The following is an 18,630-nucleotide window of genomic DNA, read 5'->3' as shown; positions in this document are numbered from 1 at the left end:
GCTGAGGAGCTGCGAACGGCACCTCGGCTTTCTCTGTCCTCGCCGTCGGTCGGTCACTTCAGATCAAGAGAGAAAGTCATGCCAGATTTGTCCGATGCCGTGTCTACGGTTGCCCTCAGAGCCGCCGGACCGGAGGATGCTGCGGCCATCGCGGCGCTCAAGGTGATCTGCTGGCGCGAGGCCTACAAGGGGCTGATGCCCGAGGCGAGCCTTGAGGGCCTTGATGCTGCCGACGAAACCCCGCACTGGCGCGACTGGCTGATGGACGGCAACGCCGGGCTTCTGGCCCATCTGCTTTGGAGGGGAGAAGAGCTGATCGGCTACGGGTTGGCGGGCCCGATGCGGCTCGGCGATCGCCCCGACCGGGAAATCGAGGCTGACGGCGAGCTTTATGCCCTGTATGTCCATCCTGGCGAGCAGCGAAAGGGCCACGGGCAGATGCTGCTCTCCTCGCTCATCGAGGCGCTGCTGGGACGGGGCTACAAGTCTGTCGGGGCCTGGATGATCGGAGGCAACCGGAGGGCGGAGCGGTTCTACCTCAAACTCGGCGCACAGGAAGTTGGCAAGCGGGTGGAAATCCATCACGGGCGCATCGCCTATCGCGAGAAATCATGGATCTGGAGCGATCTGCCAAAACTTCTGGCCCGGCTGACGATCCGTTCCGTGTAGCTCAACGGCTGCAACAGCTGTGGTACCATCATCACGACAGGACAGCCTCATCAAACAGAAATCCCGGCGCGGGGCCGGGATCTTCCTTGGTTCGAATTCGTGACCTGCGCTCAACTCCGGCCTTCGTCTCGCCTTGATGCTGCGCAATGCGCCACATAGCAAGAGCCTTACTGCGCGGAGAAGGTCTTCAGATAGGCGATGACGTCTGCGCGCTCATCGTCCTTTTTCAGCTTGAAAGTCATCTTGGATTTGGACTCGACGCCAGCGCCTTTGAGGAAGTCCTTAGGATCGAGAAGATAGGCCATCAGCTTTTCCTCGTCCCAGGAGACACCCTGTTCGCCCAGCGCAACATAGCCTTCGGAATATTTGAAATCGGGAACCGTGCCGATTGTGCGGCCGACGACGCCGGTGAGCAACGGGCCAACCTTGTTCTCTGCACCTTCACCGACCTGATGGCAGGCCTTGCACTTCTTGAAAACCTTCTCACCCTTTGCCGCATCGCCTTCAGCGAATGCTCCGAGGGTGGAGGCAAGGAAAAACACGCTGGCAACAGCAACCAAACGTTTCATACTCGCGGTCCCTTTCTTGTATTGTCAGCCAGCATCCTTGGCAGGTCCATGCATGGCTGTTGGTCTATAAAAGCAAAATATCCTACAAGGCAGTTTGATCAACCGGTCCATTCGACACATGCGTTCCAGATGGCGGCCCGACTCGGCAAATCCTGCCTTGCCAGATATGAACGATCTCGCGGGCCGATCGTTGCAGGTCTGCCGACATTTGGCAAGTGACGGATTGTAGCGATTCTAAAAATCCTGTTACCGCGCGGGTCTCAACGCCGGATGGGGCATGCCGTGGCCGCTTGGTACCTGGTGTCTGGCTCACTGCTCCGGATTGCGGAAGACACGCGAAGCGCGAGCCTTGATATTAGCTTATCATTAAGCATAACCTTTGAAACCCACTGCTTTCGAAAGAAGTAATATAATGAAAAGAGCCTCTTAAGGAGATTTTATCATCTGTGGGCTATAGGTGATTTTGGGTATTGGAATGGGACAGTTAGAATGGACATTGGTTCGACTGTGCCTGCGGGGGATCTTTTTCCGATCTACGATGACTTGAATGACGGCATTCTGATCATCGATCCGACTGGCAGAGAACTTTACCGAAACAAGGCGATGGAGCGGTTACCGGAACATCTGGAAAACCGATTGATGAGCTTTATCGGTGTGGATGAATGTGCTTGCCAGAAAAGCCGCGAAGCGAAACTCGTCTCCCGTTCCCAACTGGAAGGATGGCATTTCAAGTGCCACACCTACGGACAGAACAAGCTTGTCCTCGTCAAGTTTGATAATCGTCTGGGACTACGCATCAAGTCTCTGCGGTCCCAGTTTGCCGACGCGATTCGCGATGGCATGCCTGCTGCCTCTGCTGCCATGAAAGTGCTGCGCGAGCATGTGAACTCACGCTGGATTGCCATCGGCGTGGTGGATCCGGAGCTGCCCGGCGTTACTTTCGATCTGGCTTTCGATGGCGACCATCTGGAAGCCAACCGCTTTCCCAATCTGGTGGCGCAACCTGACAGCAAGCCATGCAGCCATGATGTGCTGTTGACGTCCCGCCTTGAGGATCACTTTGTCAACGCCAGCGAGTTGCGGGCGCAGGGTATCGGTCACGTGGTCGGCATGAGCCTGCGCAATCATCGCAAGGACTGCGTTGGTTATGCCCTGCTGGCGGATGAGGAAGAACCGCACCACATGAGCCACAGGGTAACCCTGCTCAAGGAACTGGCTGTGCTCTATGGCCCGTATTTCGAAGTCAGTTCCGCCCAGCAGCGTGTGCGCAAGGCTGTCGCCGATGCCAACACCGATGTAGTGACCGGTCACGGAAACCGGCGGGCGCTTGAGAGCTTTCTGCAGGAGTGTCTGGAGGAAATGCAGCGCGAGCTGCAAGAGGCCGACGTCCAGACCCTGTTTGATATTCACGCCATGCGCAACTCGGTTGTCATGCTGATTGATATGGATGGCTTCAAGCGCGTCAATGACTCGCTGGGGCACGGCGAGGGTGACCGCGCCTTGCGGCTGGTGGCAGACAGTCTTCAGAAGATCGACAAGAACAGCCGCGTCTTCCGTTTTGGTGGCGACGAGCTGGTACAGGTCTTCCCGCGGGCGGGCGCTCTGGATGCCGATGAGCTGCGTTTTCACATCAACAAGGTGGAGCGGACGCTGGACAAGGAAGGCTTCAAGGATGTCGGCCTCAGCTTCGGTATCGTCCATCTGTTCGAGGGAGACGGGACCTACGCCTCGCTGATGACCTTGGCCGATGCGCGCATGTATCACGAAAAACGTCTGCGGTCTGTGGCCTTCGTCTAGCTCTCCTGAGCAAACGCATGGCGGATTGGCTCGTATGCGGGGGTGCCAGCTTTTGCTGCCCCATTTGCAGAGCTGAAAAGAAAAAGGGCTATCTCGAAGATAGCCCCAGTTGGATCCGATCCCGGATCACTCTCAAGTCAAAAACCGAAGTGGAGTGGCAGCAGTCAAGTCCCTCCCAATGTACAGCTGCCAGTCAGAGTCAATCAGATGACCTTCACCGATGCGCCGACAGGCACCCGCTCGTAAAGGTCGATCACGTCTTCGTTGCGCATGCGGATGCAGCCGGAGCTGACGGCATGGCCGATGGACCATGGCTCGTTGGAGCCATGAATGCGATAAAGGGTTGAGCCCAGATAGAGGGCGCGGGCACCAAGCGGGTTGCGCGGACCGCCTTCCATGGATTCGGGCAGGCCCGGCTGACGGGCGCGCATTTCAGCAGGCGGTGTCCAGCGCGGCCATTCGGCCTTGCGCGAAACCCTGTGGGTGCCGGCCCATTCAAAACCGGGGCGCCCAACACCAACGCCGTACCGCCGTGCGGTTCCGTCATTGTTGACAAGATACAGATAACGCTCGTTGGTGTTGATGATGATCGTGCCGGGCTTTTCCGTGCCGTTATAGGTGATCACGGTTGGCAGGAAGGCAGGATCGACACCGCGCACGCGGGTTGCTGCAACTTTTTTCGATGCTTCATAGGTCGGCTGGGCCGGAACAGAGGCGACCCTGTTCATCAGCGGGCGTTCGTCTACCGGACGCGCCACCATGCGCCCGGGGCGCAACTGCATGACCCAGGGCTGGATCTGGTCCGGGCTCAACATCACCGGCGGTGGCGGAGCATAGCGTATCGAATTGGCTGAAACCGGATGCGCAAGGCCAGAGAGCCCCAAGGCAACAGTACAGGCGGAAATAAGCAGATGCTTCATCGATAGAACTCACAACACGAAATCGACGATACAAATGGCCACCGGCCACAGGTGAAACAGAAGCGAAATCCCCTTGGCGAAATATACTTAACAGTTGCTTCTGTATTTCATTCAAATTCTAGCCATGAAACCAATCGGAAAGGTTAATGAAAACTTGATTGTCGAGCCAATTGGAATCAGCGTTAAGAAAGCGTGAGCACAGGAGATTTATACTTAACAAAAGGGTAAATTGTCCGCTCAGGCTTTGATGATGTCCTCCGTACGTCTCCTTTGCGGTCGATAATGGCGCATTTTGCCAGACTGGAGGGCTGGAGTAACAGCAGTCTGAGGCCGCAGGCCGGAGGCAAAGGGGACCACTCAGGCGCAGTATGTCCAGAGTCAGGTTAAGACTCTGGCCTTCACAGGTCTGGGCAGGCGCTGATCGATAATCGGGCAGGGGATCAATAAAGGCCGGTTGCCTGTCGCGCATGGCGCAACAGACCGGCTGTCAATGGCTTGACCTGCTTGAGTGTCATGCCCGGTTTCAGGTCCGGGCTGTAAAGCATGTTGAGGATCAGGCGATCGAACTGGGTGAAATAGTCAAAGGTCGTCTCGTCATTGAACACGGAATGCACAAGGCTCTTGTCGTCATTGACAGGCCCCAGCCCCTGCAGGATCTCTTCGACCATGCAGCGCCGGAAGATCGAGTGCCCCTGATCGGAGACAATCACCGCATCCGAGCGCAAGATACCGGATCGACGCGACAGGACGCGGACGATGCACTGGCCCGGCACGTCCATGGTCTGGTCGTTGTAGACCTCTTCCTGCACGGTGCGCACATAATCATCCCGATCAACCACATAGATATGGAAATTGGCATCCTTGCTGTTGTTGGCCATCCGTACCTGCAGCCCCGGGATGCTGGTGGGCAGGCTTTCGACGAAGCTGCGGACAGTCTTCAGCCGGTTTCGTCTGGCCCTGTTCTCGATCCAGACCTTGACCGGGGTGACATATTTCTTGACCCGCTTGGATTGTGTCCCCCAACTGAGGGCTTCGATTTCGGCACCGAATACTGTCTTGTAAAATCCGTTGGCCACTTCGTCGTCATCAAGACGCGAGGCCGAGGCTGGCTGAACGAGGAAAGCCAGCAACAGGCATAACAGTCCGGTAAGCCTTGACAATAGGGCGCGTCGGTGCCGCCCGGCAAAGGGAACAACAGCCGATCTGCGCGAGGCAGACGGTACAGAGTCACTACAAATCAGCATTTAGTGTGTCCACTCCACCCCGGACAGATGATCAAACCGATATGGCACTGCACGCGCAGGACAATCGCCAATAAGCACCTTCTGTGCCCCCGTGGCCGATGTCGTTTTACAATGGCCATTTGCGCGGGCAACGTCAATTCATAGCTTCACCCCGAAAAACGTTTTGCCGCGCTTTGCGGGGCTGCGGCGGCAACGGTCTGAACCATCCTGAAGGATGCGCCTTGTGCAAACCGTGCGCCTGTTCTTCTAAAGGTAAAGCATCTTATTTCCTGCTCTCAAAAGAATAAGTAAATGAACCTAATTTTTACGATGATTATTTGTCTAAGTTCCTAAAGAAAAAAGTCTTTAAATAAATTGCATTCAAAAACCCAATTTTAACGAAGGATGGCTATCGTGACCGCAATAAGTCTGTTCGACTTGGTGCCTTCGGACCGCATTTCGATGATAGATTGTCATGCTATCCGGCTTTTTAAATAATAAGAGTAATTGAGTTTGGGAGTATAGTTGGAATGGCGCTGGCAATGAAACCATTTCGGATTGAACAGATCTTGGGTGATGCAGCTCCGCTGAAATCCCAGGCAGTGAGTAGCGCGCTCTCAAACGATCAGCACAAGCAGATCATGGACGAACTGGCGGCCTTGCGTCGTCTGGTTGAACCGGCTCAGGAGCTCAACACAAGTCTGGTCGAAACCTTCCGTTCAGAGCTGAGCGAAGCGGTCAAGATCAAGGCGGAAATGGACCAGATCTACGAAGCCATTGCCGAAACCAAGCGCGAAATCGCAACGCTGCATGTCAACGGCCTGCATTCTGCCGAAATGAACCGGGTCACCGACGAACTCGACGCCATTGTCTTCGGCACCGAGCAGGCAACCGAGCAGATCCTTGAAGCCGCCGAGATCATTGACGGCAACTCTACCAAACTGTCCAAGGTTCTCACCGGTGAGGAAGACCAGTGGACACACGAAATTCAGGACGCCGTCGTTTCCGTGTTCGAAGCCTGTAACTTTCAGGATCTGACCGGACAGCGCATCACCAAGGTGGTCAATGTCCTGCGCTTCATCGAGGAGCGTATTGTCGCGATGATGGACATCTGGGGCGGCATCGAGCAGTTTCAGGAGATGGAAGTCGTCAACCCGCTGGAAAAGACCGGCGACGCCGCTTTGCTCAATGGTCCGGCTCTTGCCAACGAAGAAGGCGTGGCCAGCCAGGACGATATCGACGCCCTGTTCGACTGAGCATTGTCATACGATCATCCGATTTCAAAGCCCGTCTGCATCGATTGATGCGGCGGGCTTTTGCTTTGACTCGCTCGACGATACTGTGTAAGGAACAAATGTGGAACATATTGACCGGAGGCAGACCGATGACAGACATGACAACAGATGCCAAAGCTGATGGCCTGCCTGAAGGTGGGCCTGATCCTGAGCCAAGAGACGGCTTGCTGATCGGGGAGGACGGCAAGGTCCGCTGCTGGTGGCATGGCGGCAAGCCGGATTATCTGGCCTATCACGACAGGGAATGGGGCCGACCAGTCAAGGATGACCGCACCCTGTTTGAGAAGATCTGCCTTGAAGGCTTCCAGTCGGGCCTCAGCTGGTACACCATCCTGAGAAAACGCGAGAACTTCCGCGCCGCCTTTGCCAACTTCGACATCGACAAGGTTGCCGCATTCACCGAGGCCGATATTGAACGCTGTCTTGGCGACGAAGGCATCGTGCGTCACCGCAAGAAGATCGAGAGCACCATCAACAATGCCGCAAGGGCCAAGGAGATGCGGGCCGAGTTCGGCTCGCTTGCTGCCTATTTCTGGGCCCATGAGCCGGGGCCGGATGAACGGCCAGCTCGTTTTGGCTTTGAAGATCTGCGGCAACTGGGCAAGACGGAGCGGTCGGTTCAGATTTCAAAGGATCTCAAGAAACGCGGCTGGTCCTTTGTCGGGCCAACAACGGTCTATGCCTTCATGCAGGCGATGGGGCTGGTCAATGATCATCTGGAAGGCTGCTGTTGCCGGGCGGAAATCGAACAGTTGCGGCAGCAGTTTGAGCGCCCCTGAGAGCCTGTCGGGAGCTGCCTTGCGTCAGCGCCTGTGAACGGGCATGGCTTGGTGCGCAATCAGCACGATTGATTTTGGAACCATTCAGCCGCTCGGGCGTCTTGTTATGAGAAAGCTGGTGCCGGGGCTCGTGCTGTGCCTTGCGGCATGACATGTGCAACTGCTGTTGTGGCTGGGTTTTCCAACGCAAACATGGCTCGGGCCTTTCTGGGGCCAAGGTGGTTGCCATTTGGCGGTATATACGTAAAAAGATATATGTTTGCTTTTGCCGCGTGGTCAATGTGTTGTTTTCATTCAGCCAATCCGATCCCCTGAGAGGGAAGGTAACGGATTTTTCCGGCGGCAGCATCAGCATTTATCTAAGAACCAGATGTTTTCCGAGAGGACAAAATGGAAGAACTTACTGCGCAAGTCGGGGCCTATACGCCGATCATCATCAATGTTGCCAAGGCGATCATATTCCTCGTGCTTGGCTTCTTTGTCTCCGGTCTGGTGGCCAACTTCATCCGCAGCCGTATTGTCAACCATCCCAGAATTGACGACACGCTGGGCAATTTTGCAGCCTCTGTGGTCAAATGGCTCATTCTGGCTTTCGTCGGCATCGCGGTGCTGCAGCTGTTCGGTTTTCAGGTTACCAGTCTTGTCGCCGTTCTGGGTGCTGCCTCTCTGGCCATTGGTCTTGCGCTGCAAGGAACCCTCAGTGACTTGGCCTCCGGCGTCATGCTGATCATCTTCCGCCCCTACAAGCTGGGAGATTTCGTCGATATCGCGGGGACCTCGGGCACGGTCAAGTCCATCGACCTGTTCGTCACCGAGCTGTCAGCCCCTGACAATATCAGGATTGTCATGCCCAACTCCAAGGCCTGGGGTTCGATAATCATCAACTATACCAACACCACCACCCGCAGGGCGGAACTGGTGTTCGGCATCGACTACGCCAATGATCCGGACAAGGCCATGAGCGTCATTCTGGATGTCGTCAACGCCGACGAGCGTAGCCTGGGCGATCCGGCCCCGTGGGTCGGGGTGACCAATCTCGGGGATTCCTCGGTGGACATAACCCTGCGCGTCTGGTGCAAGCCGTCCGACTGGTGGCAGCTCAAGTGCGATCTGCTGAAGAATGTCAAATATGCCTTCGACGCCAACGGCATCGATATTCCCTATCCCCACACTCAGATCATTTCCGTCAGCAAGGAAGCAAGAGAAGGCTGAGCTCCTCCTGCGCATACCCACCGACGAGCCTTCTGACAATTCTCAGAAGGGCGGCCCGCTTGCCTTTTGGCTGGCCGCCCTTTTTGTTGCCTGCTCTTTTCGGTGTGCAACTTACGGGACGGGCCGGTTTTGAACGGGGCTAATGTCTGCCTTATCGGTGTTATGTCCAGAGTTAATGCGGATTCTGGCAGCGATCGGCAGGCACCGCGCAGACGTGTGCCGATTTTGATGTCATTTACGTGAAGTTTCGCACCCAACTTCCCCCGATTCTGCGCTCTTCTCTTGCCGCCTTCCCCTGGATGGGCTAGGAAAAGCGCGCAAGGCGTGCATAAGAGCCGCGCCTGTTTCAACATCCATTCTAATCAAAGTGACGTCCAATCATGGCAAAAGATAAAAAGCCCAACAAGCTCAAGGCCCGCCTGCCGCGCGGATTTGTGGACCGGACTGCGGATGACATCCGCAGCGCCGATGACATGATCGCTAAAATCAAGGCTGTCTATGAGCATCATGGCTTTGACCCGATTGAGACGCCGACCTTTGAATATACCGATTGTCTGGGCAAGTTCCTGCCCGATACCGATCGCCCCAATGCCGGTGTCTTCTCCGTTCAGGATGATGACGAGCAGTGGATGAGCCTGCGCTATGACCTGACGGCGCCGATGGCCCGCCACGTGGCGGAGAATATCAACGAGATCCAGCTGCCCTATCGCACCTATCGCGTCGGTTATGTCTATCGCAACGAAAAGCCGGGGCCGGGCCGCTTCCGCCAGTTCATGCAGTTCGATGCCGATACCGTCGGCGCTCCGGGCGTCCAGACCGACGCCGAAGCCTGCATGATGATGGCCGACACCATGGAAGCCCTCGGCATCGAGCGCGGCAACTATGTCATCCGCGTCAACAACCGCAAGGTTCTCGATGGCGTGATGGCAGAGATCGGTTTTGGTGGTGACGAGCACGCAGAGTCCCGTCTCACGGTGCTGCGCGCTGTCGACAAGCTGGACAAGTTCGGACCCGATGGCGTCCGCTTGCTGCTCGGCGAAGGCCGCAAGGACGAGAGCGGCGACTTCACCAAGGGCGCCGGTCTCAGCCCCGAGAATGTCGAGAAGGTAATCGCCTTCACCGACGGCACGCTCGAAATGGATAATGATGGCACCCGCGAGCTCGCCACCATGCAGGCCATTTTCGACGCCTGTGGCTATGGCGAGGATCGCATCAAGATCGACCCGTCCGTCGTTCGCGGCCTCGAATATTACACCGGGCCTGTCTATGAGGCCGAGCTGTTGTTTGATGTCACCAACGAGAAGGGCGAAGTCGTCCAGTTCGGCTCCGTCGGTGGCGGCGGTCGGTATGACGGTCTGGTCAAGCGCTTTGTCGGTCGTGATGTTCCGGCAACCGGCTTCTCCATCGGCGTTTCCCGCCTGATGACGGCTTTGAAGAACCTTGGCAAGCTGGGCAATGAAAGCATGGTCGCGCCGGTTCTGGTCACCGTCATGGATGGCGATGTCGATAGCCTCGGCCATTACATGAAGATGGTGCAGGATCTGCGCGCTGCTGGTGTCCGTGCCGAGCTTTATCAGGGTAACTGGAAGAAGTTTGGCAACCAGCTCAAATATGCCGACAAGCGCGGCTGCCCGCTGGCCATCATTCAGGGCTCGGACGAAAAGGCAAGAGGCATCGTCCAGATCAAGGATCTGGAGGAGGGCAAGCGCCTGTCCGCCGAAATCGAGGACAACGCCACCTGGCGAGAGAGCCGTCCGGCTCAGGTCGAAGTGCCATTGGCCGAGATGGTCGATACCGTCAAGAAGATGCTCGCTGATCAGGCTGCGGACCGGGAAACGGTGCGCGCTGCGACGAAATAACCGCTCAGCCGGAAAGGCGAGAGGAGATAGCCATGACTCATCTGACCGAAACCATGCGGGACACGCTTTCCCGTCAGTTTGATGCGGCAGGTGCCAGAGTGATCGATCTGCCGATCCTCTATTCCGCGGATCTGTTTGTCGATCTCATCGGCGAGGATATCCGTCGTCGTCTCTATGTTGCGCCCGGTGCCAACGGCGAGGCGATGGCCCTCCGGCCCGAGTTCACCATTCCGGTATGTCTTCACCATCTGCGCCACGGCGAAGCAACGCGCAAGGCAACCTATGCCTGCCTTGGCCCGGTCTTCCGGCAGCGGGCAGATGATGAACCCGGCGAGTTCCATCAGGCTGGCATCGAGCAGATCGATCCGCTCGGCGGCTTCGAGTTTGATGCTGCCAGTGTCGCCAGCGCTGTTGCCATGGTGGAAAGCCTCTCGGGCAAGCGCCCGATCGTGACCATCGGTGATCTTGGCCTGTTCTCGGCCCTGCTCAACGGGCTGGGCACGCCTGCCGTTTGGCAGCGTCGCCTTGAAGGGGCCTTCGGCGATCGCCGTGTACTCGACCGCATGTTGCGCCGCCTGAAGCAGGGCGGCTCCGAGACCCACGGTGCTTCCGCCGGTCTCGCCCGTATCCTCGAAGGCAAGGCCCCTGAAGATGTCCGCGAGGCGGTCGAGGAAATGCTCGATATCGCAGGACTTTCAGCCGTCGGTGGGCGCTCTGTTGGCGACATTGCCGAACGCTACATGGAAAAGGCCGAGCTGGCTGCCATGGCCGGATGGGACGCCGACAAGATTGCGATTATCGCCCGCTATCTGTCCATTTCGGGTTCGCTTGATGATAGTCTTGAGCATCTGGCCGCCTTCGATGATGAGGTCGGCGCCATTCTGGGCGATGCCCTTGTTGGCTTTGCCGAGCGCATCAAGGCGATCAAGGCTGCTGTGCCGGAAGGCACCGAACTACAGTTCAAGGCCGATTTCGGCCGTCGCCTCGACTATTACTCGGGCTTCAATTACGAACTGCATTTCGCTGGTGAAGACAAGCCGGTTGCCGGTGGGGGGCGCTATGATCGCCTGCTGGGCATTCTGGCCTCTCGCGCCAGACGAGGCAATGCGGTCGAAGCGGTTCCGGCGATCGGTTTTGTCGTCTGGCTCGATCGTCTCACGCAAACAGAAGCCCGGGCCTAAGGAGTGAGCCAATGAGCAAGACCCCTCTGATCATCGCCATCCCCTCCAAGGGCCGCCTGCAGGAAAACACCAACGCCTTCTTCGCCCGCGCCGGTCTTGACGTGGCCCGCCCCGGCGGATTGCGCAACTATCGCGGCCACCTCAAGGGCATCGACAATGTCGAGATCGCCTTCCTGTCCGCTTCCGAGATCGCCAAGGAGCTGAAAGCCGGCTCTGTGCATCTGGGTGTCACCGGCGAGGATCTGATCCGAGAACATCTGGCCCAGCCGGAGAGCTACATCGATCTGCTGATCAAGCTCGGCTTTGGCCATGCCAATGTCGTCATCGCTGTGCCCAAGGCCTGGATCGACGTGCGCAACATGGAAGACCTCGGCGACGTGGCCATGGACATGCCGGCACGTTATGGCCATCGCCTGCGCGTAGCCACCAAATACATCAATCTGACCCGCGCCTTCTTTGCCAGCCATGGCATCATTGACTACAAGATCGTCGAGAGCCTTGGTGCAACCGAAGGAGCACCCGCTGCAGGCTCTGCCGACATCATCGTCGACATCACCTCGACCGGCTCGACCCTTGAGGCCAACAATCTCAAGATCCTTGAAGACGGCGTCATGTTGCGCTCCGAGGCCAACCTCGTTGCTTCGCTGACGGCAGACTGGTCGGCCGAGGCCAAGTCGGCTCTGGCGGAAATCCTTGATCGCATTCAAGCCGAGGAAGCCGCCCGTACCGTCCGCGAGATCACCGCAGCCCACTATGATGCGGCGGCCATCAGCCAGCAGATTTGTGACGAGTTCGAGGAGTCGGGGATTACTGCGCCCTATGGCCATAACGAGCATATCGTGCGCCTGCACGCGCCGGAAGCCTCGGTCTATGCCATTGCCAGCCGTCTGAGGGCTCTGGGGGCGGTGTCAGTGTCGGTTGGCCGCCTTGACTATGTCTTTGAGGCCTCCAACCCTCTCTATGACCACATGCTGGAGCGCCTCGGGCAACAAGCCTGAGGAGCTCTGCGCCGGTGTGCGGGACGGCCTTGATTTGGACGCATTGCTGGGGGCACTCTGCGGCAAGACGAGCACCCGACAAGTGCTGTCGCCCTTTCAGCAGCAGATGAGCCTCCAATGACTGTGAGCATGACCAAGACCATGACAGTGACAATGACAAGAGAATTCTCCCGCCGCGCCACTCTCAAGCTGGTCGCTGCCGGTCTGGCCGCTCCGGCGCTCATCCGTGCCAGTGTGGTCAACGCCGCCGAGCTCGACCGCGCCATTGGCAGTCTTGTCATGGTGGGCTTCTCCGGCAAGAGTGCTGGCGGCTCCTTTGCGCGCACCATCGCCGGACATATCGCCAAGGGCAGGGCGGCGTCGGTTGTCTATCTGTCCACCAACATCGGCACCCGCAAGGATGTTCTGGGGCTCAACAAGCTGTTTCATGATGCCGGGGTGACGCATATCGCCATCGACCATGAAGGCGGCACCGTCCAGCGCCTCAGGGAGCAGCACGGTTTTACCCGCATTGCACCAGCGCTCACCATCGCCCAGAAGACCAGCCCAGGTGGTGCCGAAAAGATCTACGCCACAGCAGCAAGGGAGCTGGCCGAGGCGGGCTTCACCTTCAATCTTGGGCCTGTGGCTGACCTGCACCGGGCCTATAACCCGGTGATCGGCAAAAACAAGCGTGCCTATGGCAAGGATGCGGATACGGTCATCCGCTACGCCGGTGCCTTCGTCAAAGCTCACCGCCGCTATGGCATTACCACTGCGCTCAAGCATTTCCCCGGCCATGGCCTTTCCAAGGCCGACAGCCACAATGGCTTTGTCGATATTCGCGAGACCTGGCAGCCGGAAGAACTGAAGCCCTTTGCCGAACTGGTCCGCCTAGGGCTGGCCGATGTGATCATGTCCGGTCATCTTTATGTGCGCGTGGGCAAGGGCAATGACGGGGAACTGGCGACCTTCTCAAGCACGCTGGTTCAGGAAGTCATGCGCCGCCGCATGGGCTTTGGCGGGTTGATCATGACCGATGATCTGGATATGGGGGCAGTTCGCAAGATCGCCCAGCCAAGGGAAGCGGCCATCAGGGCCGCTCAGGCCGGCTATGATATTCTCTTGCTGTCAAACTCCCTCAAGCCGAATGCCGACCTGCCTGTAGAGGCTGTCGGCTGGATTCGGGACGCAGTTCGGCAGGGGCAGATTCAGGAGAGCCAGATTCTCGCAACGGCAGCCCGTCTGAAAAAATCCCGCTCGGCCTGAAATCCCCCGAGGTTCTGCCTTGCCGTGACGGCAGCGGAGCCCTAGCGCTGACGCGACAGGGCTTTTGCCAGTTCCGGATAATGGAAGACCAGTGTTGCGAACACGGTTTCATCGACAGCATAGCCAAGGCCTGCCTGAATGAGGCGAGCGCTCTGCTCGGTGCGGCTTTTGAGGCTGGAAAGGGAAAGCCCGCTACGCGCGCCCAGATCATAGGCAGAGCGGTAGGACATCACACGTGTACGGAAGCCTGCTTTCAAAACCTCAAGTGTCGCCTCGCTTGGCGCCTTTGTGGTTTTGATCTCGCTCCTGCTTTCCGTTTCCTTTGCAAGGCTGGAGGCGTGAGTGACAGGAAAATCGAAACTCTGATCGACTGCTTCAAACATTGTGTTTCCTTCCTAACAGGCCCATGGGAAAACGCCCATGCACGGGTTTGGAAGACTGACGACAACAGGTATGGGAACTCCGCTGAGTTGCGTCCATCTTCGCGGTTTGCAAAGATGCCGCCACATCCCCGTACAGGTGCCACCTTGCCGCGGTTGGCAGGTTGGCGAGGGCGTCAGCCCTTCTCATGATGATGACGACACGAATAAAGCATCTTTGAGATATAATCAAGTATCTTGTGGAAAGTTCGTACAAGGGGGAAGATTTTTTCAGACGCCATCCTTGGACATCCGTCCAGATTGCTCGCATAAATTGAACCTGTGACCAATTTGCGGTCGCGCAGACAATGGCACCCGTCGGCCTCGCCAGATCCGCTGTTGGCAGCCAATGATTGCAGTTGGGAGAGCCAAAAAGAACAAGAGGCCGTCGGATGACGACCTCTAGTGACGGTATGTGTGTGGGGACCGTTCTTTGGAAAGACCGTATATTATGCTCTTTTAGTGTCTTGTTGGGGGACTGACACCGTCGGCATCTTTTGTTTTTGGCCTTTCTTGTCTTTGACTATATTCGCTATTTATTTGAATTTCCATAGTCCTTCTAATTTGGATGTTTGGTATAAGATTGATTTTGGGTAGTTATAAAATGCAAATATTTATTTTCCTTATCGAGTTAGGTGTCTTTTTGATTGAAAAAATAAATATTACTTTTGTCTTTTGCGAAATATTGGTCAGATTAAATTTGTGTATATATCGTTTAAATAGGATTGTTGCGTTGAGATTTTAAATTATATGCTGAGATAAATAGTATTTATTGATTTTTATTCAAAGAATAATAGGTGGAATTGCTTGGCATGCCTCAATGCTATGGTTTGGTTTGAATTTGAATGGAAATCTAGACAAGCAGATGCGCAATAAATGCACTTCCCTTATAGGTGTAGAGTGTCTTAGACTGTTTCTCCGGGTTGTGTCTCGTCCATGCGTTATGCATTTTTTAACCCACCGGGTCATTATTTTTGATTACCGATGGTTGTGGGGAGAAAAGGCCCCAACATGGGCGCGGTCTTGATTTTCATCGAGCATCAGCGCATGCATCGCTGAGAGATGCCTTGGGCATTCACGCGAGCCGCCCATTCACTGACGGTGCTCGACCTGGATGAAATCCCCTAGGATTGTCCTGTGGCTTTTGGAGTTGGGCGATGCTGTGCGCTCTGGATTATGGATTGGCGCAAGGGGTTGATGATGCAATCATCCAACTCGTGAGAGCGGGGACGATCGGAGCGATCGCCTGTCTGCCGGTTTCCGATCTATGGCCCAAGAGTGCGCTGGGACTGCAGGCCTTTCTGAAACAGGCCCACAAGCGGCCCATCGTCGGTCTGAGTCTGACCCTGTCGGGTGAGTTTTCTCCTCTCTCGACCGGCTTTACTCCCGACAATAGGGAGCATCAGGGATACTTGCCACGGCTTGAAGATCTGGCTCGGGCAGCTCGTCGTTTCGAGCTGGACGAGGCACCGCTGGAGGCCGAGTTTCGCGCCCAGTTCAGGCGCTTCACCGCACATCTGGGCCGGAAGCCCGATTTTCTGGTCCTGCAAACCGAAATCCTGTCGTTTGGTCCTGCCTCCCGCGCGGTGACGGCTACCCTTGCCAAATTCGAAACCAAGGGCCTGCCGGTCATCTGCCCCTTCCTGCCGCTGCCGACCAGCTTCAAGGATCGCCTGATCAAACGCTATGCCTGGAAAGCAAACGATCAATTGCGCGAGCCGTGGGTCCGACGGGCGATGATGGAGGTCCAGGAGCCCGGACGGCTGCCGCCAAGAAGCAGTTGGCTTCAGGACGGTAAGGTCTGGTCAGCCATTCGTCCGGCCTTCGAGGATGATCGCCTCAAGCGATTCGACAAGGATCCAATGATGCGGGTGCACCAACTCAGCTGGCTCTGATCGTCTGATCGGATTGCATTGTGTTTATGGATGATCCGACTTCCTGCGGGAAGGTTCAGCTGCGCCACTTTGGCTTATGCAACAATTCCGTGCAAAATTTTCAGGTCTCCACTTGAGTTCCTGAGGGGTAGAGGTATGCTAATAGCACATCACTGATGAATATTTGGGCGATTTCATTGTCTGGTCGCCACAATTGACGTCGTGCTGGATGTCGCGAAGCAAGCAGGAAGACCAGGCCATACGGGTCTGTTTCCGTTCGTCATATCGGTATTCTTCTCAAGAACAGGCCCGCGCCAGGCGCGTTGTCTAGAGGTGCCGATTTGGTTGGAACAGCGGAATGGCTTTTGACATATGTCACTGAAATGGTTGATCTTACTTCTCGTGAAGTTAGCTATTCGTGAGGGCCTGTTCCGGTGCCGGGCTCTGACAGACTGAACAGATGCACGTGCCGGATTTGATCGGTTCAAACTGATCATATGTGAGACACAGTCGCGGTCGGACATCATTCGATTCTGCGACAAGGCGGGCCGCTTTTCGGGGGACTGGTGGCCCGCCTCTTTCGCATCTTCCTGCAATTATCTTCAAAACCTGACTCAGAATTGTGCTGTTTTTTGCGTTTCTTTAGCCAACGGTCATCGTTTGTGTAATGAATGTATCGCTATGTGGGGCAATTTTCGCTTCTGTTTCACCGTCTCAGGTTTTTTCAACATGGAGAAAATGCGCTCGGCCCGATGAGCCTCTGGAGCGCCGGAGGCCGACAGAGTTTCACTGCCAGCCCATAGGCTCAATCGCCTCTTGCGGAGGTTTAGACAAGGAACAACTCATAGCGGCCCTGGCCAAATGCCAATTTCGGGCCGGTGTGTAGCAGTTCCCCCATGCGGAGCAACTGGATGATTTGCTGGCGGCCCTCTTCGGGCAGCAGGATCTGCATGAGGCCGGTCTGGCCTTGCATCGCAATGGAGGCACTGCGCCTCTGGCTGACAGCCCGATTCCATTGAAGGGAGGTCAACCCGCTCTCATCATAACGGCAATCCCTTGCAACAGCCCTGAACGAAGTAAGCTCATCAGCTAGGGTAAGGCCGTGCCAACGTGCGAGCTCGCAGGCGCGATCGACAAGGCTCTGCATGAATTGCGCACCGAGCGAGGGAGCATCGTCAGTCTCAATGCAGTGAAATGGGGTCTTGAAATTGACCATTGCCCGTTCGGCATTGGCGGGGGCATCCTCGAACCCGGACCAGACGGATTCTGTTGAGCGGATCAACACCCCCTCGCACACCGGTCCGATACCGCCAATGAAGATGCCTTGTTCCACGGCGCGGTGGCAGGCATCGGCCAGATCGCTGCTCCAGAGCAGTCCAAGACCGAAAAGCCGCAGCGTTATCCGTACACTAGAGGCATCCGCCGTCTCGCCACGCAATACCCATGGTGGCGTCAGGCCGTCACCGTGTTGCTGTTGCTCCATGCTGCCGGAGCCCTTGATACCATTGAAAAAGACCTGAAAGCCGCAGGCTGGGCTCCACGGGCAAGGCAGACCGGCCAAGGCTTCACGGGAGGCTGTCTGCATCAGCTGGGATCCGATAGCCTGACGAACGGCGCCGGGAAAAGCCGGATGCTGGGCGAGCGGCCCGTCTCCTTCGCATTCCAGAATGATGTCGCGTATCGTGATGTTCTGAATGAAACTGTCAAAACTGCAGCCAATGGTGGCCTGTCGGGTCAGCTGCTGCAACTCGATGCCACTGGGTGCGATGGCCGGTGCCGTCAGAACTGTCGGGAATGGAGAGGGGGCGTCAAAGCCCTTTGAAGAAATCTTGTTCACGATGCTCACCTTGATAACATGGGGAACGAACGGATTGACCGCCAGCGCCGTTCTTCTATTGCTATAATTGGTGAGACGAGTGGCCGCTGTCGATTAAAACCGGAGGGTGAATTTTAATCTGCGTGCATTTTACTGGTGTGCTTGCAGATGGCGATAGAGCAGGCAGTAGGGTCGCCCGGTCGTCATTTCATGCCAGCAACGAATTCCCTCAACGAGATCAGGCCGCGCTCGGCATCGTCGATGGCCTGCATGATGGTCGCCGCTTCGCGATGATCGATGCGGCGATCCTTGAGAGCCTGATCAATGGCTTCCAGAACGTCGGAGGCTTCGAACACGATGCGATGGGCTGCCTGAAAGATATGGTCCTCGCTGTCGCCGTCCTCGGCCTCCAGCCGCTCTGCTGCAACAAACGGTGTCCCTTTCAACAGATAGCCAACCAGCGAAGGGTCCGGGAAGAAGGCGATCAGCCGCCGGATTTCATCTGCGGAAAAAGGGGTGGTTCCTTGTAGCCGTTGGTAGAGCGACTGATAGCTCATGTCTGTGCCCTTGGCGACAGACGCAATGTCATACCGCTTGCTCTCCGTGATGGCTTTGCGAACCAGAAATCCGAAGTGCTTTCCCCGGTCCTTGGTTTTCATCGGGCTCATGAAAGGTCTCCTGCCGTCAAGATTGCTGAGTCGAGACGGAACAACCTTACATTGGACGCGGTTGCGCAAAAAGAGCCTGAGCCTGTCAGAATCACATCACGGG

General features: G+C 56.6%; 16 protein-coding genes and 1 riboswitch. Of the genes, 10 read left to right on the top strand and 6 right to left on the bottom strand.

Going from position 1 to position 18,630, the window contains the following annotated elements; translation table 11 throughout:
• Nucleotides 1-78: 78 nt before the first annotated feature.
• Complete coding sequence (locus DSL70_RS04955) at nt 79-669, top strand: GNAT family N-acetyltransferase (protein ID WP_119306810.1); 591 nt, start codon at nt 79-81, stop codon at nt 667-669.
• A 167-nt stretch (nt 670-836) separates the two neighbouring features.
• On the opposite strand, the gene DSL70_RS04950 is transcribed toward DSL70_RS04955, so the two are convergent.
• On the bottom strand, nt 837-1,238 hold the full coding sequence (locus DSL70_RS04950) for a c-type cytochrome (protein WP_119306809.1): 402 nt from the start codon (nt 1,236-1,238) through the stop codon (nt 837-839).
• 489 nt (nt 1,239-1,727) lie between these two features.
• Between DSL70_RS04950 and DSL70_RS04945 the strand changes: the two genes are divergently transcribed.
• Nucleotides 1,728-3,035, top strand: a complete 1,308-nt coding sequence (locus DSL70_RS04945) for a GGDEF domain-containing protein (RefSeq protein ID WP_119306808.1) — start codon at nt 1,728-1,730, stop codon at nt 3,033-3,035.
• A gap of 203 nt (nt 3,036-3,238) precedes the next feature.
• Here DSL70_RS04945 and DSL70_RS04940 read toward each other — a convergent pair whose 3' ends face one another.
• The gene (locus tag DSL70_RS04940; RefSeq protein WP_119306807.1) at nt 3,239-3,955 is read right to left on the bottom strand and encodes a L,D-transpeptidase; all 717 of its coding nucleotides are present in this window, start codon (nt 3,953-3,955) and stop codon (nt 3,239-3,241) included.
• A 440-nt stretch (nt 3,956-4,395) separates the two neighbouring features.
• Entirely contained in the window at nt 4,396-5,199 is an 804-nt protein-coding gene (locus DSL70_RS04935) for a DUF2927 domain-containing protein (RefSeq protein ID WP_119306806.1), read from the bottom strand.
• Between the two features lie 521 nt (nt 5,200-5,720).
• Here DSL70_RS04935 and DSL70_RS04930 point away from each other — a divergent pair.
• From DSL70_RS04930 to DSL70_RS04900, 7 genes are all read left to right on the top strand, one after another.
• On the top strand, nt 5,721-6,434 hold the full coding sequence (locus DSL70_RS04930; protein WP_245418096.1) for a protein phosphatase CheZ: 714 nt from the start codon (nt 5,721-5,723) through the stop codon (nt 6,432-6,434).
• Between the two features lie 137 nt (nt 6,435-6,571).
• Nucleotides 6,572-7,252, top strand: coding sequence for a DNA-3-methyladenine glycosylase I (locus DSL70_RS04925; protein ID WP_119307268.1), 681 nt, complete (start codon nt 6,572-6,574; stop codon nt 7,250-7,252).
• A 390-nt stretch (nt 7,253-7,642) separates the two neighbouring features.
• Nucleotides 7,643-8,464 carry a mechanosensitive ion channel family protein gene (locus DSL70_RS04920; protein WP_119306804.1) on the top strand — a complete coding sequence of 274 codons (822 nt, stop codon included), beginning with the start codon at nt 7,643-7,645 and terminating at the stop codon, nt 8,462-8,464.
• Between the two features lie 377 nt (nt 8,465-8,841).
• Complete coding sequence (gene hisS, locus DSL70_RS04915) at nt 8,842-10,323, top strand: histidine--tRNA ligase (protein ID WP_119306803.1); 1,482 nt, start codon at nt 8,842-8,844, stop codon at nt 10,321-10,323.
• Nucleotides 10,324-10,355: 32 nt separating this feature from the next.
• Entirely contained in the window at nt 10,356-11,504 is a 1,149-nt protein-coding gene (locus tag DSL70_RS04910; protein WP_119306802.1) for an ATP phosphoribosyltransferase regulatory subunit, read from the top strand.
• 11 nt (nt 11,505-11,515) lie between these two features.
• Nucleotides 11,516-12,502 carry an ATP phosphoribosyltransferase gene (gene hisG, locus DSL70_RS04905; RefSeq protein WP_119306801.1) on the top strand — a complete coding sequence of 329 codons (987 nt, stop codon included), beginning with the start codon at nt 11,516-11,518 and terminating at the stop codon, nt 12,500-12,502.
• Between the two features lie 117 nt (nt 12,503-12,619).
• Nucleotides 12,620-13,750: a glycoside hydrolase family 3 N-terminal domain-containing protein gene (locus DSL70_RS04900; RefSeq protein WP_119306800.1), complete on the top strand. Its 1,131-nt coding sequence runs from the start codon at nt 12,620-12,622 to the stop codon at nt 13,748-13,750.
• Nucleotides 13,751-13,791: 41 nt separating this feature from the next.
• On the opposite strand, the gene DSL70_RS04895 is transcribed toward DSL70_RS04900, so the two are convergent.
• Complete coding sequence (locus tag DSL70_RS04895; RefSeq protein WP_119306799.1) at nt 13,792-14,133, bottom strand: hypothetical protein; 342 nt, start codon at nt 14,131-14,133, stop codon at nt 13,792-13,794.
• A 92-nt stretch (nt 14,134-14,225) separates the two neighbouring features.
• Nucleotides 14,226-14,330, bottom strand: a riboswitch (SAM-I-IV-variant riboswitch).
• A 996-nt stretch (nt 14,331-15,326) separates the two neighbouring features.
• Here DSL70_RS04895 and DSL70_RS04890 point away from each other — a divergent pair.
• Entirely contained in the window at nt 15,327-16,064 is a 738-nt protein-coding gene (locus tag DSL70_RS04890) for a ChbG/HpnK family deacetylase (protein ID WP_119306798.1), read from the top strand.
• Between the two features lie 805 nt (nt 16,065-16,869).
• On the opposite strand, the gene DSL70_RS04885 is transcribed toward DSL70_RS04890, so the two are convergent.
• Both DSL70_RS04885 and DSL70_RS04880 read right to left on the bottom strand, forming a co-directional pair.
• Nucleotides 16,870-17,880, bottom strand: a complete 1,011-nt coding sequence (locus tag DSL70_RS04885; RefSeq protein ID WP_119306797.1) for a hypothetical protein — start codon at nt 17,878-17,880, stop codon at nt 16,870-16,872.
• Nucleotides 17,881-18,062: 182 nt separating this feature from the next.
• Nucleotides 18,063-18,527: a phage regulatory CII family protein gene (locus DSL70_RS04880; protein ID WP_119306796.1), complete on the bottom strand. Its 465-nt coding sequence runs from the start codon at nt 18,525-18,527 to the stop codon at nt 18,063-18,065.
• Nucleotides 18,528-18,630: the final 103 nt, after the last annotated feature.

Origin of the sequence: Cohaesibacter haloalkalitolerans, from assembly GCF_003574655.1 — a bacterium.
Lineage (GTDB): Bacteria > Pseudomonadota > Alphaproteobacteria > Rhizobiales > Cohaesibacteraceae > Cohaesibacter > Cohaesibacter haloalkalitolerans.
This window is presented reverse-complemented; position numbering and strand designations above follow the sequence as displayed.

Coding starts and splice junctions, on each gene's coding strand:
- DSL70_RS04955 (WP_119306810.1), top strand. CDS start 79: ATGCCAGATTTGTCCGATGCCGTGTCTACGGTTGCCCTCAGAGCCGCC.
- DSL70_RS04950 (WP_119306809.1), bottom strand. CDS start 1,238: ATGAAACGTTTGGTTGCTGTTGCCAGCGTGTTTTTCCTTGCCTCCACC.
- DSL70_RS04945 (WP_119306808.1), top strand. CDS start 1,728: ATGGACATTGGTTCGACTGTGCCTGCGGGGGATCTTTTTCCGATCTAC.
- DSL70_RS04940 (WP_119306807.1), bottom strand. CDS start 3,955: ATGAAGCATCTGCTTATTTCCGCCTGTACTGTTGCCTTGGGGCTCTCT.
- DSL70_RS04935 (WP_119306806.1), bottom strand. CDS start 5,199: ATGCTGATTTGTAGTGACTCTGTACCGTCTGCCTCGCGCAGATCGGCT.
- DSL70_RS04930 (WP_245418096.1), top strand. CDS start 5,721: ATGAAACCATTTCGGATTGAACAGATCTTGGGTGATGCAGCTCCGCTG.
- DSL70_RS04925 (WP_119307268.1), top strand. CDS start 6,572: ATGACAACAGATGCCAAAGCTGATGGCCTGCCTGAAGGTGGGCCTGAT.
- DSL70_RS04920 (WP_119306804.1), top strand. CDS start 7,643: ATGGAAGAACTTACTGCGCAAGTCGGGGCCTATACGCCGATCATCATC.
- DSL70_RS04910 (WP_119306802.1), top strand. CDS start 10,356: ATGACTCATCTGACCGAAACCATGCGGGACACGCTTTCCCGTCAGTTT.
- hisG (WP_119306801.1), top strand. CDS start 11,516: ATGAGCAAGACCCCTCTGATCATCGCCATCCCCTCCAAGGGCCGCCTG.
- DSL70_RS04900 (WP_119306800.1), top strand. CDS start 12,620: ATGACTGTGAGCATGACCAAGACCATGACAGTGACAATGACAAGAGAA.
- DSL70_RS04895 (WP_119306799.1), bottom strand. CDS start 14,133: ATGTTTGAAGCAGTCGATCAGAGTTTCGATTTTCCTGTCACTCACGCC.
- DSL70_RS04890 (WP_119306798.1), top strand. CDS start 15,327: ATGCTGTGCGCTCTGGATTATGGATTGGCGCAAGGGGTTGATGATGCA.
- DSL70_RS04880 (WP_119306796.1), bottom strand. CDS start 18,527: ATGAGCCCGATGAAAACCAAGGACCGGGGAAAGCACTTCGGATTTCTG.